Genomic DNA, 26,261 nt, shown 5'->3' with positions numbered 1-26,261 from the left:
AGGTCAGCTGATCGCCTGGATGGCGGCGTCGACCTTGGTCCGCAGCTCCTCCGGGAGCGGCGCGTAGTTCAGTGCCGTCAGCGCGCCCTGGCCGTCGGCGCTCGCGAAGTAGCTCAGGAAGCTCTTCACCAGCGCGGTCTTCTCAGCCGGGAGGCCCTTGCTGCAGGCGATCTCGTAGGTGGCCAGGATGATCGGGTAGGTGCCGGCGGCCTTGGTCGCGTAGTCCAGCTTCAGCGACAGGTCGCTGCCGGTGCCGGCCGGCTTGGCCGCGGCCAGTGCCTTCGAGGCGGAGTCGGCGGTCAGTTCGATGGGGCTGCCGGAGCCGTTGTCGATCTGCGCGATGCCGAGCTTGTTGTCGATCGCGTAGGACCACTCGACGTAGGTGATCGAGTTCTTGGTGCTCTTCACGCCCTCGGCGACACCGGCCGACTTCTCCTTGCCGGCGCCCGTGCCGGTCCACTTCTTGGCCGGCTTGCCCTTCCAGGCGCCACCGCCCGCGGCGGCCAGGTACTTGGCGAAGTTCTCGGTGGTGCCGGAGTCGTCCGAGCGGAAGAAGACCGCGATCGGGGACGACGGGAGGGTCACACCGGGGTTCAGCGCGGCGATCTCCGGCGCGTTCCAGGTCTTCACCGTGCCCTGGAAGATCTTCGCGGCGGTCGGGCCGTCGAGGATCAGCTTGCTGACGCCGTCGAGGTTGTAGGAGATCGCGATCGGGCCGATCACCATCGGCAGGTTCAGCGCCGGGCTGCCGCCGCACCGCTTCTGGGCCGCGGCCGCCTCGGTCTCGCTGCCGTCGGTCGACACGGTCTTCAGCGCCGAGTCCGAACCGGCGAAGTCGACCTGGTTCGCGTTGAACTGCTTGATCCCCGCGCCGGAGCCGGTCGGGTTGTAGTTCACCGTGACGTCGGCGCACTTCGCGTTGTACTTCGCGATGACTTCCTCGATCGCGTTCTTCTGCGCCGTGGAGCCCTCGGCGTTCAGGGTGCCCTTGGGGCAGTCGGCTGCGCCGGTGGAGGTCGAGGTGGAGCCGGAGGGGCTCGAGGAGCCGGACGGCGTCGGGTCACTGCCACAGGCGCTCAGTGCGAGGACGCCGAGGGAAGCGACGGCGACAGTGCCGACGCGGAGCAGGCGGTTGACGGACACGAGAGTGTTGCCCTTCTGCGGGGATCAGACTTCTTGAACTTCCACAAAAGGTAGGGAGAGCAGGTGACCGGGCGGTCCGTCGCGGGTGAACGGGTGGTGAACGGTTCCGGTAGCGATCGCGACATCTGGCATTCCGCCAGGCGGCTATCAGGTGAACTGAGTCACCTGCCGTGACTCAGTGTCATTCCAAACGCCTGTTGGTCACAGCCCGATATCGCTCCCGTGGCCCGGCGGGTTCGATGTTCAGGCCCCGGTCTCGCCGGGTTCAGCAGCCGATCACCGAACCACGAGGACGATGCTGCCCGTGGTGATGCCGGCGACCGGAAGGCCGTTGTAGGTGGTCGGCGGTACGACGAAACGGTAGGCGGTGTTGCCGCGGCCCGGGGCCGGGAAGGTGTAGCGGGCGACGCCCTTGGTCAGGTAGACCCACTTGATCGAGACCCAGGCCTTGCCGTCCCAGCGCTGCAACGTGGTTCGCACGTTGTTCGCCGGGCCGACCGCCAGCGCGATCGTCGCAGGCTGGCCCGGCGCGACGGTCGGGTCGTAGAACTTCGCCGTGTTCACCTGATAGCGCGTCGTCAGGGTGGTCGCGGCGGACAAGCCGTGGAAGGTCGCGCCAGTGAGGCCGCTGGCGACCTGGATCTCGCCGGTGCCAGGCGCGAAGATGCGGTACTGCCGGGTGCCGAGCGGCCTGACGTCCACCACGAACCGCCCGGTCGAGGGATTGGTGTAGATGCCGCTCGCCACCTGCACCCACGGTGCGATGGAACTCGAGCGGGCCTGCAGAGTGAGGTAGGTGCCGCCGTACGGGGTGCGGACGGTCGGTCGCGGCTTCCCGTCGACACACGCGCCGGGCCGGATCAGTTCGAGCTTGCCCTGGAGCGTGACCGGATGGTTGAAGGCGCCGAAGGCCGGCAGGGTCGTGGTGACCGCCTGGTCGTCGATTTCCCACTGCATCGAACTGTCGAGCGAGCCCCACTCCTCGTTGGACCGGATGCCCAGCTTGTACGGCCGGGGGCGGCTCGCCAGCGTTGTGGCGGCTGGTGAACCCGGCACGGTTGCCAACTGCTCCCAGCCGCAGCCGGTCGGCGTACTGGCGATCGGGCCGCCGGCATGGCTGATCGCCAGGTCGAGCGGGTCGGCGGCGTCGTCGGGCTGACCTGTGTAGATCCACTCCAGGGCGAGCGTGCTGTTCGTGTTCGGCTGGAGCTTGCGGATGAAGCCGTCGAAGCGCACGTCGGTGTCGAACACCGCGGACGAACCGACCGTGGTCGTCGTGGTCGGAGACGTCTTGGCACGCACGTCGATCCGGATCCGGTGATTCGCCGGGAAGGTGGTGGTCGGGATGTCGACCGTGTCGGGTCCGGGCGCGGCGGTCTCGACGTCGTAGATGCCGACCCCTTCCCGGATGACGTAGACGATGTTCGCCTTGTCGTCAGTAGGCCAGCTGACCCGTACGGCCTTGTGGGTACTGTCGGCCCAGCTCAGGGTGACCAGCGGATCCGCGGCCAGAGCCTGCGGCGCGGTGAGCGCGCCGGCCAGGAGGGACAAGGACAGTACGGCGAGCGCGGGCCTGCGCATGATGGAACCCCCAGGAAGGACGAGTCTGGCGATCACCCCGACGCCAGTGTCGGTCGAACCTAGCGCATCGCGGGGTCAACCCGGCAGCCGATCGCACCTGCTGCGGGGATCAGCTGGAGAAGTCCTCGGGCGCGACGCCGTCGAGGAAGCGGCGGAAGCGTTCCAGCTCGGCCTGCTCTTCCTCCGGGGTGGCCACGCCTGCTTCGCGCAGGACCTGCTCGGTGCAGCGGATCGGCGTCCCGAGCCGGACCGCGAGGGCGACCGAGTCGCTCGGACGGGCGGAGACGCGGACGCCGTTGCCGAGCACCAGTTCGGCGTAGAAGACGGCGTCGCGCAGTTCGACGATCTCGACGGCCTCGATGTGGACGCCGAAGGCCTCGATCAGGTCGCGCATCAGGTCGTGGGTCAACGGTCTCGACGGGCGCAGACCTTGCTCCTCGTAGGCGATCGCGGTGGCCTCGACCGAGCCGATCGAGATCGGCAGGTAGCGGTAGCCCTCCGTCTCGCGCAGCATCATCACGGGCGCCCGGTCGGGCGACTCCATCCGGATACCGATCAGAGTGAGTTCTCGCATCGTCGTCATGGTGCGCCCTGAACCTCTCCGTGAGCCGGCGCCCGGTGGGACGCCCCTGCTGCAGCCTCGGTAGGAACATACCCGCAGGAACTGGCGTAACTCCGACGACTGTCCCGAAACCGGACACGATCGAAGGCAACCTGATCCCTGTCCGTAGGCAGGACGTTACTATCTGTCTCGAAACGATTGACGATGGGTAGTCGGTCACCTACTTTTCCAGAGGTAGTCCGCAAGTGGTGAGGCGCTGCGGGCGCGACGGCGAAGAGGCTGGGGGCCGCAATGCCGCAAGGTCTGGGGTTGGTGCTGTCCGGGGACGTGTGGACCCGGGTGGTGATCGTGGTGCCGAACCCGGTGGTCCGGGCCGGCGTACGGACCCTGGTGGGTGATCAGACCGGGATCGAAGTCGCCGGTACTACGGAAGCGGTCGCGGGCGTGGCTGCGGCGGACCGGCCGGACGTGCTGCTCGTGGACACCAAGCTCAGGCAGGACATCCTGGAGCTCGTCCGGCGACGCGATCCGGCGCTCAAGGTGGTCGCGCTCGTCACGGCTGAGGTGCCATCCGTGGCCGAGCTGCGGGAGTACGTCGCGGCCGGGGTGGACGGGATCGTGTCGACGGCCGAGGACATCGGGGACAGCCTGCTGGCGATCCGGTCCGGCCGGGCCCCGGGTGGCTGGATCAGCCCGACCTTGGGCGCCGACATCCTGCGCCGGGGCGAACCGTCGTACCGGCAGGCCGAGGCGGGCAGCAGCCAAGGCCAGGGCGCCGTGACGCCGAGCGAGCACCTGGTCCTGAAATTGGTTGCCGACGGCCACACGGACCGGGAGATCGCGTCGCGGCTGCAACGCAGCGAACGGGTGGTGAAGTACCACGTGTCCAACCTGCTGGCGAAGCTGCAAGCGCGGAACCGGGCCCACATCGTCAAGCTGGCCGTTCGGTCAGGTCTGCTGCCGACCACCTGTCCGTGCGGACAGGGCGCAGGTGTCCGAACGACACGGGACCTCGTGCAGTAGCTCGGATTGACTCTTCCCCAGGGCCGCGAAGGCGGTGCCGGACTTCGATCACAGGGAGAGGGATATGCGCGCTATCACGAGGATCGTCGGGGGATTTGCGGTGACCGCGGCGCTGGCCGTCGCGGGTGGCACGATGGCCAGCGCCGACAACGGCGACGGCCTGCTGGCCTGCAACTCCGGTGAGATCTGCTTCGCCGAGCACGCCGGCGGCGGTGGCGGCCAGCGGCACTTCTACTACGGCTCGTCGGCTCACGGCAACGAGGGCAACTTCTCGTCCGGGACGCCCTTCTGGCACAACGCCAGCTCGATCAAGAACCGCGACACCGTGAGCGCGGTGTGCGTGACCGAATCCGGTGACTGGGTGAACGACAGCTGGCAGTTCCCGTCGAGGTCGACCACGTGGTCGAACTTCGCGAATGACCTGAACGACGAGAACAACAGCCACAAGCGCGCCGCCTGCTGAGACGTCTTGGGACGCCGTCGGGGACGCGGGCGCCGGCTGGTACCCGCGTCCCTGTTCGTCAAGCCTGGTTGAGAAGGGAGCAAGGGCATGCGCAAGGTTGCGCTGGTGATAGCTGTGCTGGCCGCCGTTGTCGGTTGCGGTGCTCAGCCCGTACCGCGGGCTGCCGAACTGCCGCCGCTGCCGGCCGGCGCACGTCCCTTCGACCTCTATCGCCGGGCCGACGTCATGCTGGTCGAGAAGGCCGATCTGTCCTTGTTCAACGACTGTCTGGCCGAGGCCGGCTATCCGCAGGAGCGGGCGCTCGGCGCAGAGCCCGACCCGGTCGTGCCTGCTCTCTTCGAGCCCGTCATCAGCCCGCGCACGGAGGCGGAGGCCCGCAAACACGGCTTCGGTACGCCGAAGCGCGCGCAGCGGGCGGTGATCGACAGGAAGGAGCCGGCCTTTCTCGACGCGGCCGCGCGGTGCGAGAAGTCCGCCCGCGAGCCGCTCGGTGATCCGCACGAGGTCGGCGCCCTGCGGGACCGGTACGCCGAGCTTGGCAACGCGCTCGTCCAGGATCGGGTGAAGAAGGTCCAGGCGATCATGGTTGCCCATAGCAAGGGTCTGACCGGGTGCCTGGCCGGTCGGGGATATCCGCTGAAGCCGGGCGAGGAGTTCAGCGTGCGTGGTGACCTGAGTCAGTTCGGGATCAAGCCCGGCTCCTATGCGCCGGCGCGTCCCGTCCCGGTGGTGCGGCCTGCCGGACTCCCCGCGAGCGCGGCGGTCGTTCCCGCAGTACCGGCCCGTGAGTACAAGCCGAGCATGGCCGAGGCCGCCTTCGCGATCGCCTTCGTCCGCTGCGGCGACTCGGTCGGGTTGTTCGCCGCGTTGGACCAGGCGGAGATCGCCATCCAGCAACAGATCGTGGAGCGGCACGTGTCCGAGTTCCACGGGCTCAATCCAAGGATCGAGGCGCTCGCCTCGCGAGCCGGGGAAGTGCTCAGGGGGCGTTGAAGCGTTCGTGGACCATCCGGCCGTTCGGCAGCCGGTGCGCGACCACGAAGGCCCCTGGGGCAAAGCGTCCGACCTTGAGGCCCAACTCGCGGGCCAGCGCGGGCAGGACCGGCCGATGCGAGCAGACCGCCGTGACCTTGCCGCGCTTCCAGGCTCGCTCCGCCATGCCACGCAGAGCCTCCGGGTCCGCCTCGTACCCTCGCTCCGAGATCTCGGGGTAGAGGTGGACCTTCTTCCCGATCGCAGCGGCGTACGGCGCGACCGTGGCCACGCACCGCTCCGCATCGCTGCTCAGCACGCGATCGACGCCCAGCGCGGCCAGGACGCCTACCAGTCGCTGGGCCGTGGCCTCTCCCTCTGCGGTCAGCGGCCGAGCTGTGTCCTCGCCGTCCCAGTCCTTACGTTTCATCGCCTCCGCATGCCGGATGAGAACCAGGCTGGAGACGACCGGGACCTTTCCCTCCAGGGAGTCAAGGATGTCCACGTCGCGGGGGTAGCTGAGCCGGTTCCGGGCCTTCTCGACGTCGAGCCACTCGAGCAGGTCGACCTCGTCGTTCGGCTCGAACCCGGTGTCGCGTCCCGTGGGCGAGGCGGCCCAGTAGTGCACGAGTTTCGGCACCGTGCCGCCGTTCTTGCGGACCTGGTAGCGCTGCACGCCGAGTGGTGGACCCAGGATCACGCGCCGACCGGTCTCCTCCTCGATCTCGCGCCGGGCGGCCAGCAGCACATGCTCGTGCGGGTTCAGCTTGCCCTTGGGCAGGGACCAGTCGTCGTACCGGGGGCGGTGCACCAGCAGGACCTGGCGGGCGCCGCGCCGGTCCCGCCACACGACACCACCCGCGGCGATGACCGTCGCCGGGTTGCTCATGGTTTCAAGCCTAGGTAATAGGTTCTGCTTGCCGACGGCGGCCACGCGTGGCGATCAGCCGTTCTTGCAGATCGCGCAGCGGCTGGCCGTCCGGCCCGGTCAGCCGAGCCTGCCAGGTGTCGTCGGGCTGCAGCCACCAGGAGCCGGTGCCCTCGTCGAATCCCAGGTCGAACAGGTCGCCCAGTTCGGTGACGTGGTCCTGCTCCTTCAGTTGGACCAGCACCTCGACGCGGCGATCCAGGTTTCGGTGCATCAGATCGGCGGACCCGATCCACACCTCCGGCTCACCGCCGTTCTCGAACCAGAAGACCCGGCTGTGCTCGAGGAAGCGGCCCAGGATGCTGCGCACGCGGATGTTCTCGGACAGCCCGGGGATGCCGGGCCGGATGGTGCAGATGCCGCGGATCCACAGATCCACCGGTACGCCGGCCTGCGAAGCGCGGTACAGCGCGTCCGAGAGGGCCTCGTCGACCAGGCTGTTCACCTTGATCCTGACCCTGGCAGGGCGCCCTGCCAGGTGGTGCTGCACTTCTCGCTCGATCCGGTCGAGCAGGCCCCGGCGTACGGACTGGGGCGCCACCAGGATGCGACGGTAGCCGCTGGTGCGGGCGAACCCGGACAGGTGATTGAACAGGTGCGCGACGTCCTCGGTGACGACCTTGTCGCTGGTCAGCAGGCCGAGATCCTCGTAGACCCTTGCTGTCTTGGGGTGGTAGTTCCCGGTGCCGATGTGGACGTAGCGCCGCAATCCGTCCGGCTCCTCGCGGACCACCATGGACAACTTGCAGTGTGTCTTCAGCCCGATCACGCCGTACACGACATGGCAGCCGGCGTGCTCGAGCTGGCGGGCCCACTTGATGTTCGCCTGCTCGTCGAAGCGGGCCTGGATCTCGACCAGCACCAGCACCTGCTTGCCTGACTCGGCGGCGTCGATCAGCGCGTCCACGATCGGGGAGTCACCCGATGTGCGGTAGAGCGTCTGCTTGATGGCCAGCACGTGCGGATCGGCCGCGGCCTGCTCGATGAACCGCTGGACCGAGGTAGAGAACGAGTCGTACGGGTGGTGCACCAGAACGTCGCGCTGCTTGAGCGCGTGGAACATGTCCGCCGGGTTGGAGGTCTCCACCTCGGCCAGGTGTGGGTGGGTCGACGGCACGAAGGCCGGGTACTTCAGCTCGGCCCGATCCAGCGCGGCGATCGCGAACAGCCCGCGCAGGTCGAGTGGGCCCGGCAGCTCGAACACCTCGGCCTCGCTGACGCCGAGCTCCGACACCAGCAGCGCCCGGACCTGCGGGTCGATCGACTCCTCCACCTCGAGGCGGACCGGTGGACCGAACTTGCGCCGCAGCAGCTCCTTCTCGAGCGCGGCGAGCAGGTTCTCCGCATCGTCCTCCTCGACCTCCAGGTCCTCGTTGCGGGTGACCCGGAAGGTGTGGTGCTGGGTGACCTCCATGCCGGGGAAGAGCTGTCCCAGGTGCTCGGCGATGACGTCCTCGAGCGGGACGAACCGGCCTTCGGCCACCTGGACGAACCGCTGCAGCAGCGGCGGCACCTTCACCCGGGCGAAGTGCTCTCCGCCGGTGTCGGGGTTGCGGACCACCACGGCGAGGTTGAGCGACAGGCCGGAGATGTACGGGAACGGGTGGGAAGGGTCGACCGCCAGCGGTGTCAGCACGGGGAACACCCGGTCCTTGAAGAACTGGGTCATCGCGTCGCGCTCGCCGGTGTTCAGCTCGTCCCAGCGGAGGATGTCGATGCCCTCCTGGACCAGCGCGGGCAACACCACCTTGCGCCAGTTCTCGGCCTGCCGGTCCATCAGCTCGCGGCTGCGGCTGAGACTCCGGTCGAGCACCTCGCGCGGCATCAGCCCGCTGGCCGCGCGGACCGCGACACCGGCCGCGATCCGCCGCTTCAACCCGGCGATCCGGACCATGAAGAACTCGTCCAGGTTGCTGGCGAAGATGGCGAGGAACTTGGCCCGCTCGAGCAGCGGCACCCGGTCGCTCTCAGCGAGCTCGAGCACCCGCTGGTTGAACGCGAGCCAGCTCAACTCCCGGTCCGAGAACCGGTCAGGCGGGAGATCGCCGGCCTCCGCGATGTCGTACGGGGGCTCGACGTCGTACTCCCGGTTGTGCGACGCCAACAAGTCTCCAGCCACGTTGTCCAGCATCCCATCCCCAGGTGAACGGGAGGTAGCCCGCGCGGCGAGGCAATCCCAGTTGCTAGCGTCACTCCTTGTGAACCGACGAGTGGACACGCTGCTGCGGACCGCGCTGGGTACGGTGCAGGGCAGCGCCCTGAAGCCGGTGACGGTCCTGCCCGCGATAGTTCGGCGCCGCCTGGCCGGCGCTCCGATCCAGATCGACGGCAACGTCCTGGACCCCGATCTCCAGCTGCTGTTGCGGATCGAGCGCTTGTTGCCCTCGACGATGAAGTCGTCGGTCCCGGCGGCACGCGCGAACCTGCTGGCGATGTCGCACCTGGTCGCCGGGCACCCCCGCGAACTACAGCGCGTGACCGAGCTCACCGTCCGCGGCGCCGACGGCCAACTGGGCGCCCGGCTCTATGTGCCGCGCTCGGCCGGACGCGGCCTGCTCGTCTTCTTCCACGGCGGTGGTTGGGTGCTGGGCGATCTGGAAAGCCACGATGCTTACTGCCGCGACCTGGCTGAGGAGGCCGGGATCCGCATCCTCTCGGTCGAGTACCGCCTCGCGCCGGAGGCCGAGGCCCCTGTCGCCGCCGAGGACGCCATCGCCGCCTTCAGTTGGGCAGTCGAACATGCCGAGGACCTCGGTGTCGATCCGGCCCTCGTCGGGGTCGGCGGCGACAGCGCCGGCGGCAACCTGTCCGCAGTTGTCGCCCAGCAATGCGTACTACGAGGCCTGCCGGCGCCGGCTCTTCAGGTGCTGATCTACCCCGCGGTGGACCTGGTCGGCAGGCGGCCCAGTCGTGATCTTTTCGGGGCGGGGTTCTTCCTGACCGAGGACGACATCAACTGGTACCGCGACCACTACGTCCCGGACCCGGCGGCCCGCTCGGACCCGATGGTGTCGCCGATCTTCGGCAAGGACCTCAGCGGGCTGGCTCCGGCTATCGTGGCGACGGCAGGCTTCGACCCATTGCGCGACGAGGGCAACGAATACGCCTCCCTGCTCGCGGACGCAGGTGTCGAGGTCACCCACATCTGCGAACCCGGCATGGTCCACGGCTACGCGAACATCCTCGCCATCGGCGGCGAGACCCGCGCCGCCCAACTCAGGATCGCGCAGCACATCCGCTCAGTCCTCAACCCCGGCTGAGCACTCGGTCCAGCCGGTCGTCGAGAGCCTGCCCGTCAGGCTGCGGGGCCGCGCAGGTCCATCCACTGAGCGCGGCGGGGTCGAAGGCCTGTCCATTCAGCGCGGCGGATCGACCAGCACAGGTACAGCTTCTCGAACCAGCAACACTGTCGGCGGCCCGGCAATCGGCACAGTGCCGTCCACGTACTGCCACCCCGTGTCAGCAACGTTGAACCGCGCCGCGTAGTTCGTAGTCAGCGTGACCTTCGTCGACCCACGCTTCATGTACTTGTGCGTGATCTCCTTCGCCGGATACGGCTTCCCCGGCGTACTCGTGATCAGCACAGGACCCCCGTCCCCGAAGTCCCAGCTGTAACTCATCGGCGTTGCCTCAACCACCACCGGAAACCCCAACAACGTAACGGTTTTCGTCGAGACCCGGCTCTCATCCGTGTACACGATCGTGTCCAGATTCACCAACGTCCGCCCCGCCGGCTGTACCTTCACCCCCAGCTTCGGAAACAGCACCTCCTTGTTCTCAGTGAGGATCTGCTCCCACCGGACATCCTGAGGCTGCGGCAGCCGCCGCACCACCACCTGAGTAGGCGGCACCGGCCGCCCCGGTCCAAAGGGCTGACACCTCTGAGGCCCTGGCACAGTCCCGTCAGGCCCAAGCCGCCCACAGATCCCCACGTTGAGTCGAAAATCTCTCTTCTGGCTAACGACCGGAAGTGACGGTGCGGATGGAACCTGGCGAGACGGTTCTCCGGTCTTCTTGGGCGATGGCTTTGGATCTCCTGTCTTCAAGCGTCCATCGGCCTTTTTGCTTGCGCCGGCCTTGGCGCCTTCCTTCGTCCCGCCGACTACGACAACCGGTGGGGGCGTCGGTGTCGTGACGGAGTTATTCCAAGCCGCCGGAGCTTGGCTCGCGTTCGCCGTCGTGACCGCCTGCCAGCAGAGCGCGCCGCAGACCAGCACCACCCATACGGGAACGAATCTTGACGACTTCATCGACTTTCGAGTTTCAGTTCGTACATCACCCAGTTACTGCCGCTAGGTGAGAGCGCGATCTGCTCGGTGTACTCGGCCGCTTTGCTGACTATCGGCTTTGTTGTTGGCGTCGCCTTTGTCGTGTAGTTGCCAACGGTGACGATCGCTGACCCGCCGACACGTCCGCTGGATCCTCGGACGAGCTCCGAAACTTCCTTCACCCGCTCCCGGTAGTCACCGGTTAGACCGCCGTTGGCCTCGTTGACCTTGGCGACGAAGCTTGCGTACTCCTTGCATCGCTCGCAGCCGCTCTCGCTGGCCGCCAACAAAGGAGCGGTCTCGCCGGTCTGCGAGGCATAGTTCATGAGATCGACATAGTGCCGGTAGAACGCCTCGGCTGCGGATAGCGTCAAGCCCTCAGCGGTGGTTGGGCGGACAGGTGGTCCGGAAGGTGTCGCGCTGGGTCGGGACGGGGTGATTGAGGAGTTGGCAGTTGTAGACGGCGGAGCGCTGTCGGGCCGACCCGCGTCGGGGGAGGATCTGCAGGATGCGAGGAAGAGGGTGGCGGTTAGGCAGGCCGCTAGTAGGGCGGTCGTCCTGTTGCGGTAAGTCACGGTTGTCACCCCTCAGTAGTCGACCCTGATCGTAACTGGGTGAGGGAGCGTCGCGCCCGGCGTTCGGGGGAGGCATGTGGATAACCGGGTTGGCGGCCAGGAGCCGCCCGGCTGGGGGGTAGAGGCGGACGGCTCCCGGTTAAGGGTGAGACGGGAGACCGACCCGCTTATGACGCCAAGTGAGCGGATGATTCCGGTGTGACACCGTTCACAAGGATTTTGGGGCGAACTGGACGTCCAGGGCCGCCGTGGTGAAGCCGAGCTTTTCGTAGAGGGCACGGGCGGCAGTGTTCGTCCCGTCGACGTACAGGACGACCGATGCGAGCCCCCGGTCCTCTTGCAAATGGCGAACCCCTTGCAGGGTGAGTGCCTTGCCTAGGCCGGAGCCCTGCTGGTCGGGGGATACGCCGACCACGTACACCTCGCCGTACGGGCCGTCGCCTTCGTCCTCGTGCACCTTCGTCCAGTGGAAGCCGGCCACTGCCCCAGTGGAGTCCACTGCTAGGAAGAAGCCGGCCGGGTCGAACCACGGCTGCTGCAGGCGATCCGCCATGTCGGCCTGCGTCCAACCGCCCTGCTCCGGGTGGTGTGCGAAGGCTGCCGCGTTCACAGCGAGCCATGCGGCGTCGTCCTCGCCTGGGACAAACGTGCGCACCGTGATGCTGGACGGCCAGGCAGGCTCGGCCAGCGGAGCAGTCGGCCTGCGCAGGAAGTACAGCTCGCGGGTCACCTCGAGGCCTAGGCGAGCAGCGAGCTGATCGGATCCCGGCAGTCGGCCGTGCGCCCAGACAGCGAGCTTGGAGCCGCCGTGGTCGAGCAGCACTCGCAGCAACGAGGTGCCGAAGCCCTGACGTCTGTACTGCGGGGCAACTACCAGCTCGGCTGATCCGTCTGGGCCTAGCGCGGCGTATCCGGCGAGGTCACTCGTCCCCGGCTCCCCGGCGTACGCGAGCACGTGGACGTCGCCAGGGTGTTCGCCGTCCAGGTGGAGCAGCGTGTGTTCGGAGAGCGGGTGGACTCCGTCGCTCTCAGCAGCCGAACGGGCGAGCTCGGTGACGAGGGCGGCAGTAGCCGAGGGCAACGGGGAAGGTACGGCTTCGAGTGTCACGTAAGTACCGTAAAAGGTCCTTGCCAGTTCGTAGTCAAGGCCTTGGTGAGGCGCGCCGGGTCGGGTAATTTTCGCGGAACCGCGCACCCGCGGTATCGAACCGACGACGGAGAAGACATGGCCTTCACAGGACGAGACAAGACGTGGCTGAGGGGACCGCGGGCCGTTGGCCTGCTGGCAGCCGGCGCCGCCGTGGTACTCGGCTTGGCCACGGGGGGAACCGTGACCCAGGCTGCGCCGGCGAAACCCAAGCCGACGCACACCCAGATCCAATTGCTCTCGATCAACGACTTCCACGGGAACCTGGCGCCTAATCCGGCGACCAGCTCGAGTGGCAACGTCAACGGAACGCCGGCCGGCGGCGCCGAGTACCTGGCGACCCAGCTGGAAATGTTGCGGGCGTCCGCCAAGGCGCAGGGGCAGGAGACTGCCACTGTCGCTGCCGGTGACCTGATCGGCGCGTCCCCGCTGCTGTCGGCCGCGTTCCACGACGAGCCCACCATCGAGGCCATGAACGAGATGGGCCTGGACGCCACGTCGGTCGGCAACCACGAGTTCGACGAGGGCTGGCACGAGTTGCTCCGGATGCAGAAGGGCGGCTGCCTCAACGACGGCGACGGGCAGAACAACCAGAACTCCTGCCCGGACCCGAAGAACGAGTTCAAGGGTGCCGACTTCGAGTACCTGTCCGCGAACGTCTTCTACGAGAACACCAAGAAGACGCTGTTCCGGCCGTACACGGTGAAGAAGTTCAAGGACGGCCAGAAGGTCGCCTTCATCGGGATGACGCTGGAGAACACCCCGAACATCGTCACCAAGTCCGGCATCGCGGGGCTCACCTTCACCGATGAGGTGGCGACCGCCAACGCGCTCGTGCCGGAGCTGCGGAAGCAGGGCATCGAGTCGATCGTGGTGCTGCTGCACGAGGGTGGTTTCCCGTCCGACCCGAAGGCCTACAACAGCTGCCCGGGCATCTCCGGACCGGTCACCGAGATCGCGAAGAACCTCGACCCGGCGATCGACGCGGTGCTGACCGGGCACACCCACGCGGCGTACAACTGCTCGATCAACGACCCGGCCAACAAGCCGCGCCTGGTCACCAGCGCGTCCTCCTTCGGCAAGATCGTCACCGAGGTCCGGCTGAGCATCGACAACGCCACGCACGACGTCGACCGGCTGAACACGCTGGCGAACAACAAGATCGTCACCCAGGACGTGCCGAAGGACCCGGCGCTGACCAAACTGATCACGAAGTACCAGACGCTGGTCGCGCCGATCGAGAGCAAGGTGATCGGCCACATCACCACCCCGACCGTGGTGAGGACGAACGATGACTCGCTGGAATCGCCGCTGGGCAACCTGATCGCCGATGCGCAACTGGCGGACACCTCGGCCGTGACGAACGGCAAGACTCCGGTCGTCGCCTTCATGAACCCGGGCGGCATCCGGGGCGACCTGGCGTCCAACGGTGGTGCCGTCACCTTCGGCCAGGCGTTCACCGTGCAGCCGTTCAACAACTACCTGGTCTCCATGGACATGACGGGCACCCAGATCAAAGCCTTGCTGGAACAGCAGTTCTCCGGCCTGAACGGTCCGGAAGCCCCGAAGTTCAAGGTGCTCCAGGTCGCAGGGATCACGTACACGTGGAACCCGGCCGCGGCGGCCGGCTCCAAGGTGGTGCCCGGCTCGATCAAGATCGCCGGTCAGCCGCTGGTCGACAGCACGACTTACCGGATCGTCACGAACAACTTCCTCTCCGACGGCGGTGACGGCTTCCCGGCCTTCACCACGGCGACGGACAAGTTCTTCGGCGGTCTCGACATCGACGGCTTCGCCAACTACCTGACCGCGCACGACCCGTACACACCGGTCGCGACCGACCGCATCAGCATCGGTTCCTGACCCGTACTGCGCTGTGCCGCGTGCCCGGGTCGCTCCTGATCAGGAGCGACCCGGGCGTCGCGGCGTCAGAGCAGGAACTTCAGGATCACGAAGGTCAGGGCGAGTCCGGTCGAGAGGGCGGCCTTGCCCGAGCCGAGGCCGCGGCGCAGGGCGGTGCCGAACACGGCGACCGTCAGCGGGACCAGCATGATCAGCAAGGTGACGCCGGCAGCGTGCACACCGACGTGGGATCGGCCGACCAGGACGAGGCCGAGGATCTGGGCGAACGTGAGCCCGAGCCAGGTTGTCGTCTGGATCGGCCCGTCGGCGGTGCGATCACCGCGATGGCCTGCGCGGGTCGCGCGGCGGTGCGAAGTCGGAGCAACGTGCGCCATCGGTCACCTTCCGTGAAAAGACCGAATACGCACGGTAGCAGCAAAAACAGCCGTTGGTCCATGGTGAATAGCCCGCACCGGTCCAGGCCGGAATCCGCCTGAAAGCGTCCAAACCCGAAACCGCCCCGGTGGCCGGACAGGCGAGCCAGCCGCAGGACGGGTCTCACGGCGCAGCCGCCGCGGCGCGGCAGGATCAGACTGTGACGTCGGCGGATTCGCGCTGGGTGGAGGGCGGGATGACGAAGCGGTAGCCGACGTTGCGGACGGTGCCGATCAGGGATTCGTGCTCGGGGCCGAGCTTGGCCCGCAACCGCCGGACGTGGACGTCGACCGTTCGGGTGCCGCCGAAGTAGTCGTAGCCCCAGACCTCCTGCAGCAACTGCTCCCGCGTGAACACCCGGCCGGGGTGTTGCGCGAGGAACTTGAACAGCTCGAACTCCTTGTAGGTCAGGTCGAGCGCGCGCCCGTTCAGCTTCGCCGTGTAGGAGGCCTCGTCGATCACCACGTCACCGCTGCGGATCAGGGTGGTGTCGGGGTCCTCGTTACGGGCCGCCGCGAGCCGGCCGATCACCAGCCGGAGCCGGGCCTCGATCTCGGCCGGACCGGCCGTGTCGAGCAGGACGTCGTCGGCGCCCCAGTCGGCGTTCACCGCGGTCAGACCGCCCTCGGTGACGACCAGGATCAGCGGTACGTCGATGCCCGTGGTGCGGATCAGCCGGGCCACCCCGCGCACGTTGACCAGATCGCGCCGGGCGTCCAGCAGGACCGCGTCGGCGTCGGGGGCGTCCACGAGGGCCGCGACCTCGGAGGGCAGGATCCGGATCTGGTGTGGCAGCAGGGCGAGCGAGGGCAGCACCTCGGTAGAGGCCTGCAACGCGTTCGTCAGCAGAAGCAACGTGCTCACGCTGTCTCCTTGTGCTGGTAGTCGGATCCTTGGTGGGTGATCCGGTCCTTATGCACGTCAGGCCCCGACGGCGTCATTGCCGGGGGCCCGAGACACACTGGTTTGCAACAGCAAGATGACACAATACCGGAAGACTTAACCGATTAGTGAGGCTGCTCCCACATGCCGGAAGTGACCATCAGGTATTTTGCCGCCGCGCGCGCTGCCGCAGGTGAGTCCACGGCGACCGCTGAGGCGGGCTCGATCAAGGAGCTCGTGGGCACGGTCTCAGCCGACCGCCCCGAGCTCGCCCGGGTCCTCGGCATCTGCACCTTCCTCCTCGACGGCGAGCGCGTCGAGGCCGACGCCACCCTCAACGACGGCGCCCTCGTCGACGCCCTCCCACCCTTCGCCGGCGGCTGAGCCCCGCATCTGCCGCCCTCTGTCCTTCCTGACTAAGCGTATCCGCCGGGCCCGTTGATCAGCCCGCGTTATCCACAGGCAGCCTCGCCGGTCAGACCCGAACGACCGCTGCGGCGAGGAGACCTTGGTCCGACCTTCTGGCGCGGTAGATTTCGGGGCTGTGGCACAGGAATCGGGGGATCTGCTCACTACGGTCGGGCGAGCTGGGGCGCTCTTCGGGAGGGCCTGGCCGCGGTTGCTGGCCGTCTTCCTCGCTGCGCAACTCGCTCACCGCGGGGTTGCGTGGGTCGCGGTACAAGCGGGAGCCAAGGTTCAGGCAGCGGGAATCGCCGTGCTCGCCCTGCTCGTACTGATCTCCCTTGCCATGTACGTCACGATGTTCCTCGTGCTCCGGGGCGAGCTCCCGTTCCACCGTAGGGCTGTCGCCGAGGGCGTGCTGGCGCCTGACGGGATGGAACCCGGCAAGGAGCACCGGCCGATCGACGCCCTGGCCGCCGCGCTGCTGCCGTTTCTGGCGTTCTACGCGGCCTACAAATTCCTCCAGGCGGAGGCGTACCAGTACGAGTACGACCTGGCTGTCCACAAGCTCAACGCGGACGCGGCCACCATTTTCGGCGGAGGCACAGTCGCTCAGCAGTCGACGGGACTCCAGTCGCTGTCTACATGGTTGTTCATCGGCCTGGGCGTCACGGCGTATCTGCTGCGGCTGCTCTTCAAGAAGCGTGGCGACCGTAACGCGGGCGGCCCGGTGCGCAGGTTGTTCGTCACCTACCTAGAGGCGCTGTGGATTTTCGTGGTGGCCTACCAGGCGACGTCGTTCATCCCGTCGCCGAAGGGCTGGCTGAAGGAGCGCCAGGTCGCTGCCTGGGTGCAAGACGGGTACGGCTGGGTCCTCGACCACGTACTCGGGGTCGCGACGGTCCGCGACATCTGGGACACGGTGACCGGGTTCCTTGCCGCAGGCATCGGTGATCTGTGGAGCGCCGCCGTGCTGCCCCTGATGTGGATCACGATGACCGCGGTGATCTATGGACGGGCCGTACACAAGGCCGAGAAGGTCCAGCCGCGCTGGCGGTTCGACCGGATCACCCAGCGTTGGGAGCGCACGCCGCGCATTGTCCGGAGCGCCGGGAAATCGGTGGTCTCGGACTGGAAGGACCGCTGGACCCCCGTGGTGGCGGCGTTCCGGTTGGTGGCCCGGTCCGGGATCCGGCCGATGCTCGGCTACTTCCTGGCGTGGGCTGTGGTCACGTACTGCGCCAGCGAGGTGTGGATCCTGATGCGCGACTACGTGCTGGGTCCGCATTCGCTGCAGTTCTGGCAGGTGGTCGACGAGCCGCTCAACCTCGTCACCGAGGGCCTCAAGATCATGCTGCAGATCAGCCTGCTCGCCGCGGCGTACGACCGGATGGTGGGCGGGCTGGCCGGCTACCTGCGCCCGCGGACGAAGCCCGCGGCCGGGGATCAGCCGGAGGACAAGGGCGTCACGGACCTGACCGCGGCTACCTCGGGAATGCCAGGTACTGCGGAAGTTTCGTAGGCCAGGTGATCGTCGGCTGGGCCGTCGCCGCCACATCGGTCGGTACGACGAATACCGCCACCGTCTCGAACGCCTTCCCCGCCTGGGGTTTCAGGTAGTACTGCGCTGTCCCCGGCGCGCGCCAGGTCTGCGGCTTCTCGTCGTAGCCACCGGTGCATCCCGTCGGGCGGTCCTGGAAGTCGTCCTCCAGCATCGACTCGTCCCACGTCCGCCCGTCCGGCGCCCGGAGGTGGATGCTGCAACCGCCGAGCTTCTCCAGCTTGGCCACGTCGTCCACCTGCAGGCGGAAGTACACCCGCACGCGGGTGGTTCCGGTCGGCAGGGCTCCCGGCGTATCGGTGCTCCGCTTCGGCTCCGGATCCACCTCGACGCTCGCGGCGTACCAGGTGGCATCCGTGTACTGCGTACCGCCGGCCGCGACAACCACGGGATCGCGCGGCTCGTCGTCGTACCAGGACTTGAAGTCGGCATGGGTGAACCACCAGCCGGCCAGCGGGACACTGATCAGAAGCGAGGCCAGTGCAGCGGCGTTCGCGCGGAACCAGCCGCGCCTGGCGCGACGGGCGCTGCTCATGAGGCGTCCGTGGAGGTCAGGATCGCCACGTCCTTCCGCAGACCGGCCAGTTGCTCCTTCTTCACGTCCAGCGGAATCGTTGCCTGCGGCTCGAAATCGGTGAAGATCTTCTTCTCCGTCACCAGCAGGATCGCGCCGGGCAACTTGTCGGCCGGCATCTCGATGACGAACGAACCCCGCGCCGGGATGTCGGGCGCGAACTGGAAGCCGGTCAGATCTGCCAGGTCCAGGCCGTTGCGGTTCGCGCCGAGGTAGGTCACGCCGTCAGCGGTCCTGATCTGCACCAGGCCCAGGTGGATCGGCTCCCGCGTCGCCTTGACCGTCGCGTCGACCACCACGAAGTCCGTCAGTGTGTCGCGATCCGGGGTGGTGCGCGGGACCCGCAGCTTGTTGCTGATCCGGATGCCGTCGACGGTCAGGTCGAAGCGGGGAGTGTGCACGGGCTTGCCGACCGCGCCCTTGACCGCGACGGGCTGCTGGATGTCCTTGAGGGTCGGCGTCCAGCGGTAGAGCGCGACGATCGCGACCAGCACGACAAGGGTGAGCCCGACGTTGACCAGCTTCCGGGCCGTCATTTCGTGTTGTCCTTGACCGCGGCCATGCCTTCAGCAGCGACTTTGTCCGGCATCCACTTCTCGTGGTGGTCGAGCACGGAGTCGTCGATGTGTTCGAAGTGCTGCACCGTGAGCTTGACCTCTTTCGGCAGCTCCGTGGCCTTTGGCAACTTCCAGACGTAGGCGACGTCCTCGCCGTACTCCGGGGTCAGTACCGGGCTCATGGTCTGGTCGCGCAGACTGGTGGTGCCGATCGGTGGGTCGTCGTCCTTGATCCCCGGCACTCCGATCAGCCGGATCAGGTCGCTCGGTGGCGTCACCCCGGTGTCGTCGGTCACCTTGAGCTTGGTCACCACGCCGATCAGCGCGCCGCCCTCGTCGGGACTGAACAGAGGCTTCAGATCGGCCACGACGACCACCCGCTGGATCGTCACCTCGAACTGGCCGGCGTCGACGGGTGTCCCCGCGGTGACCTGCGGAGTCTCGTCGGCGGCTTTCTTCAATCCCCCGAACGCGGCCGAGATCGCGAGCGCGACGACACCCGCGCCGACCACCCAACTGCGCAGCGACCGCCCGCGCACCTTGACATCCTGCAGATCCGGCAATTCCTCCCGGTCCGCGTTCCCCGTTTCCTGCACGGGCAGAAGCGTAACGAGCCGAGGGGACCAAACCTGGCCTCGCGCCGGGCTGTGTGACGATTCAGTCGATCGGGCGGTTGCGGAGCCGCTTGGTCTGGCTGCGTCGCTTCTTGTCCTCGGCCCGTCGCCGGATCGCGTTCTTGCTCGGCCGGGTCGCGCGCCGCGGTCGCGGCGGCGCGGCGATCGCGTCCCGTAGTACGGCCGCGAGCCTGGTCCGCGCCGCCTCCCGGTTCCGCCACTGCGACCGATGCTCGGAGGCGGTCACGGTCAGTACTCCGTCGACGAGGCGCGACCCGAGCCGTTCCAGCGCCCGAGCCTTCAGTACTTCGTTCAGCGCGGTGGTCGCCGCCACGTCAAAGCTGAGCTCGACCCGGCTGTCAGTGGTGTTGACGGACTGTCCACCCGGCCCGCTGGACCGCGAGAACCGCCACTCCAGTTCCGAATCAGGGATCACCACCCCTGTCCGCACGACCAGCCCACTCTCCATGGGCTCCATTCAATCGGATCGGGGCCGCCGACCGCCTCCTGATTGATCATCCCCGACCGGCGGTGGTGAGCCGACGAGGGCGGCGTGGAGCAGGGACTGGGCTGACCATTTCATCAGGCGGACGGCCTCGGGCTGGGGAAGTTTGGCTACGTCGGTCAGCCAGGTGAGGGCCTCGATGCCGACCGCGCTGCGGATGGCGATGGCGAGTTGATGGACAGACCGCTCGGGGAGCTGGTCCCGGAGAGGCTCCAACGCTTCCTCGATCCAGGCGATGGCCCTGCCCTGGCGCAGCGGGAGAGCCGCTCGCTCGGCGGGTGCGGCCTCGAGCGAGAGGCGGAGCATCGTGCGCTGCTGGTCCTCGGTCTCGATGATCAGAGCGGTGAAGGCATCGAGCACTGCAGCGAGGCGATCGGCGGCATCAGCGGGGGGATCTGCCGGCAGCAGCGACGAGGCAGCGGTCTCCGGATGGGCGGCCGCGAGCAGAGCGCGCTGGTTCGGGAAGTAGCGGTAGGCCGTCGGGCGTGAGACCTCCGCTGCTGCCGCGGCCTGCTCGACTGTCGGCGTCACCCCGGCCGCGACCAGTTCGCGCGCCGCAGCCACGAGGGTGTCCCGGGTCCGCTGCTTCTGCCTGGTACGACCGCCGGCCTCGTAGGGGATTGACACAGGCCAGATGATACCGCAGTCTCGTGTTGAGACATCAGTCTCAGGAACTCGAGAAGGTGGGCGGAGCGATGGGGCGAGATCCGATTGTCAGGAGCGCGGATGACGGTGACTTGCGGTGGTTCGCGGGTGGCGGGGTGCACCGGTGGCTGGCCACCGCGGCGGAGACCGACGCGAGCTATCTGTTGTTCGAGGACCAGCTCGAGCAAGGCAAGGTGACGCCGCTCCACCTGCATCCGGAGGCGGACGAGACCATGTATCTGCTGGAGGGCGAGATCCTGATCCACCTGGACGGTGCTGAGCACCGGATCGGTCCGGGCGGGCTCGCGATGGCCCCGCGGGGCATGCCGCACGCCTTTCTGGTGACGTCAGAGACGGCGCGGATGCTCTGCTTGATCACGCCGGGGATCGGCCAGGATTTCTACTTCGGTGCCAGCGAGCCACTCGACGCGGGCACGGCCCACAGAGTCGACTTCGACCGGATCCGGGAATCAGCCCGCAGCAACGGCGGCATCGAGATCCTCGGCCCACCCCCGTTCGCCCACCTGACGCCGGCCGGGGTCCAGCCGACTTCAGGCGTGTAGTCAAGCCGCTGACGGGCTCGCAGGGTCCAAGGGATGAACGACCGTTTGAAGGGAATTCCTAGCGACGTAGTCTGGATTGCTGTGAGCTTGGGGATCGTAGTGCTGGTCTGTGCAGTCGCCGTCGGCGTCCTGCTCAGCGTGCTCAAGGCCCGGTTCGACGGCCGGTTCCGGGGCACCCGGCCGGTCAAGCGGAGGGGCCCAGCTGAGAGGGCGGCAGTGGAGACGGCGAAGGCCGGCGTGGACCGGGTGACGGCTGAGGAGATCGGCGGCGACCTCGGTTCGCGGGCGACCTTGCTGCAGTTCTCTTCCGCGTTCTGCGCGCCCTGCCGAGCGACCCGACGGACCTTGGCCGAGGTCGAGTCGATGGTGGAGGGAGTCCGGCACGTCGAGCTGGACGCCGAGTCCCACCTCGACCTGGTACGCCGCCTGGACATTCTCCGCACCCCGACCGTGCTCGTGCTCGACAGCACCGGCGCCATTGTCACTCGAGCCAGCGGCCAGCCGCGCAAGCCCGATGTGATCGCCGCCTTGGGTGCCGCGGTGGATCGCCAGCCGCGCTGAATTGTCGTCGGGCTGATTGTTCAGACGACCTTGTCGTGCGGGATGCTGTGCCGGTGAGCTTTCCGCATGGCTGGTACGACGATCCGCAGGACCTGAGTCAGCAGCGCTACTGGGACGGCACGGCCTGGACGGACCACCGTCGGCCCCGACCCGGCCCCCCGCCGTACCAGGGCCAGTTCGGCCAACCCCAGCAGACCCAGCCCCAGCAGACCCAACCCCAGCAGGCACCGCAGCACTATGGGCAGGGCCAGCACTACGGGCAGGGCCAGCAGTATGGACAGGGTCAGTACTACGGCCAGGGCTACTCGCCGCAAGCGCAGGGGTTCGGGTACCGGCCGGCCGTACCTGCCACGCCGGACGGGGTACCTCTGTCGGGATGGTGGAAGCGGGTCGGCGCGCGGATCCTGGACGCGATCGTCGTGCTGATCGTGAGCCTGCCGCTCACCGGCTACTTCTGGTACCACTACTTCCAGGCGGCGCTGGACTACGAGCAGGGGCTCCTCGACCGCGCGGTGGCCGGCGACACCCAGTTCAGCTTCACACTGCCCTGGGACGTCTACAAGTGGGCGCTCGCGGTGACGCTCATCGCGCTGGTGGTGAACTTCGTGTACGAGGTCTACTTCCTCACCCGCAGCGGCGCGACCCCGGGAAAGCAGGCGGTCGGTATCAGCGTCCGGTTGCGCGACGTACCCGGCCCGCCGCCCCTGTCGGCGGTGCTCAAGCGGTTCGGCCTCTATGCCGGGCTGAGTGCACTGGGATCCATCCCGACCTTCGGGAGTCTGTTCGGGCTGCTGGGACTGCTCAACATCGTCTGGCCGCTGTGGGACCAGAAGAAGCAGGCACTCCACGACAAGGTTGCCGCGACCAACGTGGTGCTGGGTCCTCAGCCGCCCCGCTGACAGGCCGGCTCTCCTGCCCGGATAGTGATCAGTTGTCTCGATAGGTGGGACAAAGTCTTTTCGGTGGGCGCGGTTTCCGTACTCTCGGTGGCGTGGAGTACACGACATGGCTGACCAAGCGCAGGGCAGTGGACAACTGCCGGATGCGCTCGTCGCTGTGTCGTCCCTGCTGACCAGGCGGCGTCACGAGCGCTCCGGGACCGGTAGCTGAGCACGGTTCCCAGTACGTCGCCTCCCGCACCTCGGGCGGGCCCGGCTCGATCCAACTCCTTCCGGGAGTGGTCATGTCCAGTCAGACGGCAGCACAACCCCAGGTCGACCCGCGCGGACTCCGGTTCGCCGCGGGTGTCACCACGGTCGTTCTCGCGCTGACCCTGGTGCTGAACAACGCCTGGCCGCTCGCGGTCCAGGCTGTGGTCTTCGCGATCTCGGTCGCGTTCGGCGTCCAGGCCTCGCCGTACGGGCAGTTCTTCAAGCGGCTGATCCGGCCCCGGCTCGGTCCGCCGACGGAGCTGGAGGACGCCGCGCCACCCCGGTTCGCCCAATTGGTCGGCCTGGTCTTCGCAGTCATCGGCCTGATCGGGTATCTGGCCGGCGTCGAGGTGCTCGGTGTCGTCGCCACCGGGTTCGCCCTGGTCGCCGCGTTCGTGAACGCCGCGGTCGGGCTCTGCCTCGGCTGCGAGGCCTATCTGCTGATCCAACGCATTCGTACGCCCAACACCGCTACTACCAACTAAGGAGCAGCACACATGAGCAGGGAATCCGCGCTCGTCTCGGCCGACTGGGTCGAGGAGCACAAGTCCGACGGGAACGTCGTCCTGATCGAGGTCGACGAGGACGTCTCGGCGTACGATGCCGGCCACATCGCCGGTGCGATCAAGCTGGACTGGAAGGAAGACCTCCAGGACCACGTCCGCCGGGACTTCGTCAACCAGCAGCAGTTCGAGGCGCTGCTGTCCGAGCGTGGCGTGAAGAACGACGACACCGTCGTGCTCTACGGCGGCAACAACAACTGGTTCGCGGCCTACGCGTACTGGTACTTCAAGCTCTACGGCCACGGTGACGTCCGGCTGCTCGACGGCGGCCGCAAGCGCTGGGAGCTGGACAGCCGCGAGCTGACCGACGAAGTCGAGAAGCGCGAGGCCACCGAGTACACCGCGCAGCCGCAGGACAAGAACATCCGCGCCTTCCGCGACGAGGTCGAGGAAGCCATCGGCGTCAAGAACCTGGTCGACGTGCGCAGTCCCGACGAGTACGCCGGCCGGCTGCTGGCCCCGGCGCACCTGCCGCAGGAGCAGGCGCAGCGCGCGGGTCACATCCCGACCGCGGCCAGCATCCCGTGGAGCAAGGCGGCCAACGACGACGGCACCTTCCGCTCCGACGACGAGCTGAAGACCCTGTACGCCGACGCGGGCGTGGACTTCGGCAAGGATACCATCGCGTACTGCCGGATCGGCGAGCGCTCGGCGCACAGCTGGTTCGTGCTGCACGAGATCCTCGGCCAGGAGAACGTCAAGAACTACGACGGTTCCTGGACCGAGTGGGGTTCGCTGGTCGGCGTACCCGTTGCCCTCGGCGACGAGCCCGGGCAGGCCTGACATGTGCGGAGCGAAGAAGGGCGGCCTCGATCTCAAGGGCGTCGACATCGACAAGGAAGCCGTGATCCAGGGTCAGGTGCTGCGCGGTGAGGAGCCGGTCGGCGGCGCCTACGTGCGGCTGCTGGACTCCACCGGTGAGTTCACGGCCGAGGTGCCGACCTCGGCGACCGGCCACTTCCGGTTCTTCGCGGCGCCGGGCACCTGGACGCTGCGGACGCTGGCTCCCAAGGCCGAGCCGGTCGACCGCAAGGTCGTGGCTCAGTACGGCGAGGTCGCTGAGGTGGCCGTAGCCGTCTGAGCGCGGCGTCGTTGAGCAGGTAGCAGCAGTCAGCAAGACCCCCGAAGGGCCCGGACCTTGCGCGTCTGGGCCCTTCGGCCTGCCCGGAATCCCCTTGTAGTACTGGGGTTTGCTGCGGGAACAAGTACCTCGCTGATTCTCGATCGCACAATCGGGGAGTTACGCACAAGATCGCGTTTCTCACGGGTCGGCTGGTTGTGTAACAGTTTGATCTCGGAGCATCACCTCCTCGTTACCTACTGCAACCGCCTGAGTTGTGTCTGTGTCCTGGCCCGCTCTTAGGGTCACGTCATCACTCAGGGAGGAGGGGTCATGAGACCCCGCATCGGATACAAGAAGCTCGCTGCCGTGGGTGTTGCCGCGGTTGTCGGCGTGGCTTCCACGATTGCGCTGACCTCGGGCTCGGCGTCTGCCGCGCCGGTGTTCGGCTACAGCGGTTACGCGTTCGGCACCGACGTCAAGACCGGGATCGCGAACAGCGGCCCGCAGGTGGTCAGCCAGATCAGCTGCACCACGGACTCGAGCCGCGCGGACAAGAACGACCTCGCGACCGCGAACGTGAACGACCAGGCCATCGCGCGCACGGTCACCACCGACACGCACGCGTTCAACGACGCACGCGGCAACGGTGTCACCAGCAACGCGACCGCCGCCGACATCAAGCTCGGCAGCCTGCTGTCCCTCACGGGCGCGAAGACCACGACCACCGCGTGGTACAAGAACGGCAACCTGTACTACACGGGCAGCACCACCTTCGCCAGCGTCAAGATCGGCAACCTGTCAGTGCCGAACCTGCTGAAGGCGAAGCCGAACACCAAGGTCGCGATCCCGGGCCTGGGTTACATCGTGCTGAACCGCGTCGGCGGCGTGAAGACCAGCTCCGGCATCTACTCGTACGCGCAGGCGGTCGTGCTGCACGCGACGGTGAAGAACCAGTACATCCCGGAGGGTGTCGACGTCGCGGTACTGAAGACCCGCGCGGAGATCACCAAGCCGGCCATCGCGATGGTCATCGGCGACGCGTACGGCACCAAGGCGAACGTGGACAAGCTGGTCACCTCCGGCCCGACCTCGTACCAGGCCACGTGCCAGGGCACCGAGGGCAAGACCATCCGGAACGCCGTCGCTGAGGTCGTCATCCCGAAGGTCGCCTACGTCGGTGCGGTCTACACCACCAAGTACGGCGTCGTGGGTGCCGACAAGGCCTCGGTGAACTTCACCTCGCACGTCGCCGGTGTCAAGGTCGGCAACCTGTCGATCGGTGCCATCGAGTCCTCCGCCTCCGCGTGGAAGACCAAGGACGGCAAGATCGGTCTGGCCTCCGACTCCAAGGTCGTCTCGGTGACCGTCGGCAAGAAGGTCTACACCGTGCCGAACAAGCCGAACCAGACCCTGGAGATCCCCGGCATCGCCAAGCTGACCTTCAACCAGGTCCTGCGTCAGAGCCGCTACATCTCCGTCAACGCCCTGGTGATCGATGTCTACAGCCTGAACACCAAGGTTGTCGTGGGCCACTCGGCCGCCGGTGTGGTCGGCTGATCCAGCCAACCACCCCTCCCACTCTGAGTCGAACCTCACCGACCCAGACGGGTAACCCCCGGGCCTCCGGCCGGATCCACGCGATCCGGGCGGGGGCCCGGTTCTTCATTGCCTTGCGTCCGAA

Annotated in this window: 29 protein-coding genes; 14 read left to right on the top strand and 15 right to left on the bottom strand. The window is 67.5% G+C overall.

The features are described 5' to 3' along the window. Window positions 1-3: 3 nt before the first annotated feature. The 3 genes from pstS to ABD210_RS15885 all read right to left on the bottom strand — a co-directional run bounded on the left by pstS (window position 4) and on the right by ABD210_RS15885 (window position 3,307). The gene (gene pstS, locus ABD210_RS15895; RefSeq protein ID WP_344112228.1) at window positions 4-1,143 is read right to left on the bottom strand and encodes a phosphate ABC transporter substrate-binding protein PstS; all 1,140 of its coding nucleotides are present in this window, start codon (window positions 1,141-1,143) and stop codon (window positions 4-6) included. 276 nt (window positions 1,144-1,419) lie between these two features. Next, a complete protein-coding gene (locus ABD210_RS15890; RefSeq protein ID WP_344112226.1) occupies window positions 1,420-2,724 on the bottom strand; it encodes a hypothetical protein in 1,305 nt (434 codons plus the stop codon). Between the two features lie 109 nt (window positions 2,725-2,833). Further along, a complete protein-coding gene (locus ABD210_RS15885) occupies window positions 2,834-3,307 on the bottom strand; it encodes a bifunctional nuclease family protein (protein ID WP_425552680.1) in 474 nt (157 codons plus the stop codon). 270 nt (window positions 3,308-3,577) lie between these two features. Between ABD210_RS15885 and ABD210_RS15880 the strand changes: the two genes are divergently transcribed. From ABD210_RS15880 to ABD210_RS15870, 3 genes are all read left to right on the top strand, one after another. Beyond that, window positions 3,578-4,309, top strand: a complete 732-nt coding sequence (locus ABD210_RS15880; RefSeq protein WP_344112224.1) for a LuxR C-terminal-related transcriptional regulator — start codon at window positions 3,578-3,580, stop codon at window positions 4,307-4,309. 64 nt (window positions 4,310-4,373) lie between these two features. Next, entirely contained in the window at window positions 4,374-4,772 is a 399-nt protein-coding gene (locus ABD210_RS15875; RefSeq protein WP_344112221.1) for a hypothetical protein, read from the top strand. Between the two features lie 87 nt (window positions 4,773-4,859). Beyond that, window positions 4,860-5,765 carry a hypothetical protein gene (locus tag ABD210_RS15870; protein ID WP_344112220.1) on the top strand — a complete coding sequence of 302 codons (906 nt, stop codon included), beginning with the start codon at window positions 4,860-4,862 and terminating at the stop codon, window positions 5,763-5,765. Here the strand turns inward: ABD210_RS15870 and ABD210_RS15865 are convergent. Continuing rightward, window positions 5,752-6,633 (bottom strand): NUDIX hydrolase, encoded by an 882-nt coding sequence (locus tag ABD210_RS15865; RefSeq protein ID WP_344112219.1) that lies wholly within the window; start codon window positions 6,631-6,633, stop codon window positions 5,752-5,754. The genes ABD210_RS15870 and ABD210_RS15865 overlap by 14 nt on opposite strands. A 10-nt stretch (window positions 6,634-6,643) precedes the next feature. Further along, on the bottom strand, window positions 6,644-8,803 hold the full coding sequence (locus ABD210_RS15860) for an RNA degradosome polyphosphate kinase (RefSeq protein ID WP_344112218.1): 2,160 nt from the start codon (window positions 8,801-8,803) through the stop codon (window positions 6,644-6,646). A gap of 67 nt (window positions 8,804-8,870) precedes the next feature. Here ABD210_RS15860 and ABD210_RS15855 point away from each other — a divergent pair, with 67 nt between their 5' ends. Beyond that, window positions 8,871-9,932 (top strand): alpha/beta hydrolase, encoded by a 1,062-nt coding sequence (locus ABD210_RS15855; RefSeq protein WP_344112217.1) that lies wholly within the window; start codon window positions 8,871-8,873, stop codon window positions 9,930-9,932. Between the two features lie 96 nt (window positions 9,933-10,028). Here ABD210_RS15855 and ABD210_RS15850 read toward each other — a convergent pair whose 3' ends face one another. The 3 genes from ABD210_RS15850 to mshD form a co-directional block, all read right to left on the bottom strand. Next, complete coding sequence (locus ABD210_RS15850) at window positions 10,029-10,523, bottom strand: PKD domain-containing protein (RefSeq protein ID WP_344112216.1); 495 nt, start codon at window positions 10,521-10,523, stop codon at window positions 10,029-10,031. 395 nt (window positions 10,524-10,918) lie between these two features. Further along, on the bottom strand, window positions 10,919-11,515 hold the full coding sequence (locus tag ABD210_RS15845) for a DUF6318 family protein (protein WP_344112215.1): 597 nt from the start codon (window positions 11,513-11,515) through the stop codon (window positions 10,919-10,921). A gap of 208 nt (window positions 11,516-11,723) precedes the next feature. Further along, window positions 11,724-12,623 (bottom strand): mycothiol synthase, encoded by a 900-nt coding sequence (gene mshD, locus ABD210_RS15840; protein ID WP_344112214.1) that lies wholly within the window; start codon window positions 12,621-12,623, stop codon window positions 11,724-11,726. Between the two features lie 117 nt (window positions 12,624-12,740). On the opposite strand from mshD, the gene ABD210_RS15835 reads away from it, so the two are divergent. Beyond that, on the top strand, window positions 12,741-14,525 hold the full coding sequence (locus ABD210_RS15835; RefSeq protein ID WP_344112213.1) for a bifunctional metallophosphatase/5'-nucleotidase: 1,785 nt from the start codon (window positions 12,741-12,743) through the stop codon (window positions 14,523-14,525). A 65-nt stretch (window positions 14,526-14,590) separates the two neighbouring features. On the opposite strand, the gene ABD210_RS15830 is transcribed toward ABD210_RS15835, so the two are convergent. Beyond that, on the bottom strand, window positions 14,591-14,899 hold the full coding sequence (locus ABD210_RS15830) for a hypothetical protein (protein WP_344112212.1): 309 nt from the start codon (window positions 14,897-14,899) through the stop codon (window positions 14,591-14,593). Between the two features lie 193 nt (window positions 14,900-15,092). Continuing rightward, window positions 15,093-15,803 carry a winged helix-turn-helix domain-containing protein gene (locus ABD210_RS15825; RefSeq protein ID WP_344112211.1) on the bottom strand — a complete coding sequence of 237 codons (711 nt, stop codon included), beginning with the start codon at window positions 15,801-15,803 and terminating at the stop codon, window positions 15,093-15,095. Window positions 15,804-15,965: 162 nt separating this feature from the next. On the opposite strand from ABD210_RS15825, the gene ABD210_RS15820 reads away from it, so the two are divergent. Both ABD210_RS15820 and ABD210_RS15815 read left to right on the top strand, forming a co-directional pair. After that, entirely contained in the window at window positions 15,966-16,205 is a 240-nt protein-coding gene (locus tag ABD210_RS15820; protein WP_344112210.1) for a MoaD/ThiS family protein, read from the top strand. Between the two features lie 160 nt (window positions 16,206-16,365). After that, window positions 16,366-17,745: a hypothetical protein gene (locus ABD210_RS15815; protein ID WP_344112208.1), complete on the top strand. Its 1,380-nt coding sequence runs from the start codon at window positions 16,366-16,368 to the stop codon at window positions 17,743-17,745. On the opposite strand, the gene ABD210_RS15810 is transcribed toward ABD210_RS15815, so the two are convergent. The 5 genes from ABD210_RS15810 to ABD210_RS15790 form a co-directional block, all read right to left on the bottom strand. After that, window positions 17,708-18,319 (bottom strand): hypothetical protein, encoded by a 612-nt coding sequence (locus ABD210_RS15810; RefSeq protein WP_344112207.1) that lies wholly within the window; start codon window positions 18,317-18,319, stop codon window positions 17,708-17,710. The genes ABD210_RS15815 and ABD210_RS15810 overlap by 38 nt on opposite strands. Then, entirely contained in the window at window positions 18,316-18,894 is a 579-nt protein-coding gene (locus ABD210_RS15805; RefSeq protein WP_344112206.1) for a hypothetical protein, read from the bottom strand. Before ABD210_RS15805 ends, ABD210_RS15810 begins: the two co-directional genes overlap by 4 nt. Further along, window positions 18,891-19,511, bottom strand: a complete 621-nt coding sequence (locus ABD210_RS15800; RefSeq protein WP_344112205.1) for a hypothetical protein — start codon at window positions 19,509-19,511, stop codon at window positions 18,891-18,893. The genes ABD210_RS15805 and ABD210_RS15800 overlap by 4 nt, the downstream gene beginning before the upstream one ends. A gap of 61 nt (window positions 19,512-19,572) precedes the next feature. Continuing rightward, window positions 19,573-19,998, bottom strand: coding sequence for an alternative ribosome rescue aminoacyl-tRNA hydrolase ArfB (arfB, locus tag ABD210_RS15795; protein ID WP_344112204.1), 426 nt, complete (start codon window positions 19,996-19,998; stop codon window positions 19,573-19,575). 9 nt (window positions 19,999-20,007) lie between these two features. Continuing rightward, window positions 20,008-20,661 (bottom strand): TetR/AcrR family transcriptional regulator, encoded by a 654-nt coding sequence (locus ABD210_RS15790; RefSeq protein ID WP_344112203.1) that lies wholly within the window; start codon window positions 20,659-20,661, stop codon window positions 20,008-20,010. Between the two features lie 68 nt (window positions 20,662-20,729). Here ABD210_RS15790 and ABD210_RS15785 point away from each other — a divergent pair, with 68 nt between their 5' ends. From ABD210_RS15785 to ABD210_RS15755, 7 genes are all read left to right on the top strand, one after another. Beyond that, window positions 20,730-21,242 carry a cupin domain-containing protein gene (locus ABD210_RS15785; protein WP_344112202.1) on the top strand — a complete coding sequence of 171 codons (513 nt, stop codon included), beginning with the start codon at window positions 20,730-20,732 and terminating at the stop codon, window positions 21,240-21,242. Between the two features lie 81 nt (window positions 21,243-21,323). Next, window positions 21,324-21,803 carry a TlpA family protein disulfide reductase gene (locus tag ABD210_RS15780; RefSeq protein ID WP_344112201.1) on the top strand — a complete coding sequence of 160 codons (480 nt, stop codon included), beginning with the start codon at window positions 21,324-21,326 and terminating at the stop codon, window positions 21,801-21,803. Between the two features lie 53 nt (window positions 21,804-21,856). Continuing rightward, window positions 21,857-22,702, top strand: coding sequence for an RDD family protein (locus ABD210_RS15775; protein ID WP_344112199.1), 846 nt, complete (start codon window positions 21,857-21,859; stop codon window positions 22,700-22,702). A 284-nt stretch (window positions 22,703-22,986) separates the two neighbouring features. After that, window positions 22,987-23,439: a DUF4395 domain-containing protein gene (locus ABD210_RS15770; RefSeq protein WP_344112198.1), complete on the top strand. Its 453-nt coding sequence runs from the start codon at window positions 22,987-22,989 to the stop codon at window positions 23,437-23,439. 12 nt (window positions 23,440-23,451) lie between these two features. Further along, window positions 23,452-24,300, top strand: coding sequence for a sulfurtransferase (locus ABD210_RS15765; protein ID WP_344112196.1), 849 nt, complete (start codon window positions 23,452-23,454; stop codon window positions 24,298-24,300). Between the two features lies 1 nt (window position 24,301). Then, window positions 24,302-24,598 carry a DUF1416 domain-containing protein gene (locus tag ABD210_RS15760; protein WP_344112194.1) on the top strand — a complete coding sequence of 99 codons (297 nt, stop codon included), beginning with the start codon at window positions 24,302-24,304 and terminating at the stop codon, window positions 24,596-24,598. 312 nt (window positions 24,599-24,910) lie between these two features. Further along, the gene (locus ABD210_RS15755; RefSeq protein ID WP_344112193.1) at window positions 24,911-26,137 is read left to right on the top strand and encodes a choice-of-anchor P family protein; all 1,227 of its coding nucleotides are present in this window, start codon (window positions 24,911-24,913) and stop codon (window positions 26,135-26,137) included. The last annotated feature ends 124 nt before the right edge of the window (window positions 26,138-26,261 follow it).

Source organism: Kribbella alba (assembly GCF_039529635.1).
Classification (GTDB): Bacteria; Actinomycetota; Actinomycetes; order Propionibacteriales; family Kribbellaceae; genus Kribbella; species Kribbella alba.
This window is presented reverse-complemented; position numbering and strand designations above follow the sequence as displayed.

Excerpts from the sequence above, each read along its gene's own strand:
- ABD210_RS15890 (WP_344112226.1), bottom strand. The coding sequence starts at position 2,724 with ATGCGCAGGCCCGCGCTCGCCGTACTGTCCTTGTCCCTCCTGGCCGGC.
- ABD210_RS15885 (WP_425552680.1), bottom strand. The coding sequence starts at position 3,307 with ATGACGACGATGCGAGAACTCACTCTGATCGGTATCCGGATGGAGTCG.
- ABD210_RS15880 (WP_344112224.1), top strand. The coding sequence starts at position 3,578 with ATGCCGCAAGGTCTGGGGTTGGTGCTGTCCGGGGACGTGTGGACCCGG.
- ABD210_RS15875 (WP_344112221.1), top strand. The coding sequence starts at position 4,374 with ATGCGCGCTATCACGAGGATCGTCGGGGGATTTGCGGTGACCGCGGCG.
- ABD210_RS15870 (WP_344112220.1), top strand. The coding sequence starts at position 4,860 with ATGCGCAAGGTTGCGCTGGTGATAGCTGTGCTGGCCGCCGTTGTCGGT.
- ABD210_RS15865 (WP_344112219.1), bottom strand. The coding sequence starts at position 6,633 with ATGAGCAACCCGGCGACGGTCATCGCCGCGGGTGGTGTCGTGTGGCGG.
- ABD210_RS15860 (WP_344112218.1), bottom strand. The coding sequence starts at position 8,803 with ATGCTGGACAACGTGGCTGGAGACTTGTTGGCGTCGCACAACCGGGAG.
- ABD210_RS15835 (WP_344112213.1), top strand. The coding sequence starts at position 12,741 with ATGGCCTTCACAGGACGAGACAAGACGTGGCTGAGGGGACCGCGGGCC.
- ABD210_RS15830 (WP_344112212.1), bottom strand. The coding sequence starts at position 14,899 with ATGGCGCACGTTGCTCCGACTTCGCACCGCCGCGCGACCCGCGCAGGC.
- ABD210_RS15820 (WP_344112210.1), top strand. The coding sequence starts at position 15,966 with ATGCCGGAAGTGACCATCAGGTATTTTGCCGCCGCGCGCGCTGCCGCA.
- ABD210_RS15810 (WP_344112207.1), bottom strand. The coding sequence starts at position 18,319 with ATGAGCAGCGCCCGTCGCGCCAGGCGCGGCTGGTTCCGCGCGAACGCC.
- ABD210_RS15805 (WP_344112206.1), bottom strand. The coding sequence starts at position 18,894 with ATGACGGCCCGGAAGCTGGTCAACGTCGGGCTCACCCTTGTCGTGCTG.
- arfB (WP_344112204.1), bottom strand. The coding sequence starts at position 19,998 with ATGGAGAGTGGGCTGGTCGTGCGGACAGGGGTGGTGATCCCTGATTCG.
- ABD210_RS15785 (WP_344112202.1), top strand. The coding sequence starts at position 20,730 with ATGGGGCGAGATCCGATTGTCAGGAGCGCGGATGACGGTGACTTGCGG.
- ABD210_RS15770 (WP_344112198.1), top strand. The coding sequence starts at position 22,987 with ATGTCCAGTCAGACGGCAGCACAACCCCAGGTCGACCCGCGCGGACTC.
- ABD210_RS15765 (WP_344112196.1), top strand. The coding sequence starts at position 23,452 with ATGAGCAGGGAATCCGCGCTCGTCTCGGCCGACTGGGTCGAGGAGCAC.
- ABD210_RS15760 (WP_344112194.1), top strand. The coding sequence starts at position 24,302 with ATGTGCGGAGCGAAGAAGGGCGGCCTCGATCTCAAGGGCGTCGACATC.
- ABD210_RS15755 (WP_344112193.1), top strand. The coding sequence starts at position 24,911 with ATGAGACCCCGCATCGGATACAAGAAGCTCGCTGCCGTGGGTGTTGCC.